The following is a 575-nucleotide window of genomic DNA, read 5'->3' as shown; positions in this document are numbered from 1 at the left end:
GTTCATGGCGACATACGCCATTTAGAAATGTTTGACAATTTAATTCAAGCTGAACAGCTTGTTCATGGCGACATACGCCATTTAGAAAACCATAATTGATATTGTGGTGCTCTTGGAATAGTTCATGGCGACATACGCCATTTAGAAATTATTCCAAACAAGAAACTGATCTGCCGCACCGTTCATGGCGACATACGCCATTTAGAAATCAAATTGATTTTAGTGTTCTTAGTGCCAAAAGTTCATGGCGACATACGCCATTTAGAAAACTGAGCCTGACGTTCAATAAGGAGATAACCAGTTCATGGCGACATACGCCATTTAGAAAAGTATCAAGTTGAAATAGGTCATCAGTTGTATGTTCATGGCGACATACGCCATTTAGAAATTGCAAGTGGTTTTATAATTATTTTTCATTTGGTTCATGGCGACATACGCCATTTAGAAAAGCAACGTACATCGCATCAAACCTAAGTCTAGGTTCATGGCGACATACGCCATTTAGAAATCGATTTGGCGTGACAACCAAGTCGGGGAAAAGTTCATGGCGACATACGCCATTTAGAAATTTCTTT

Annotated in this window: 1 CRISPR repeat array. The window is 39.3% G+C overall.

Features of this window, described 5'->3' with window-relative positions:
• Window positions 1-568: a CRISPR direct-repeat array (repeat unit 28 nt; unit sequence GTTCATGGCGACATACGCCATTTAGAAA).
• Window positions 569-575 lie beyond the last annotated feature (7 nt).

Origin of the sequence: Acinetobacter sp. CIP 102529 (assembly GCF_000368325.1) — a bacterium.
Lineage (GTDB): Bacteria > Pseudomonadota > Gammaproteobacteria > Pseudomonadales > Moraxellaceae > Acinetobacter > Acinetobacter parvus.
This window is presented reverse-complemented; position numbering and strand designations above follow the sequence as displayed.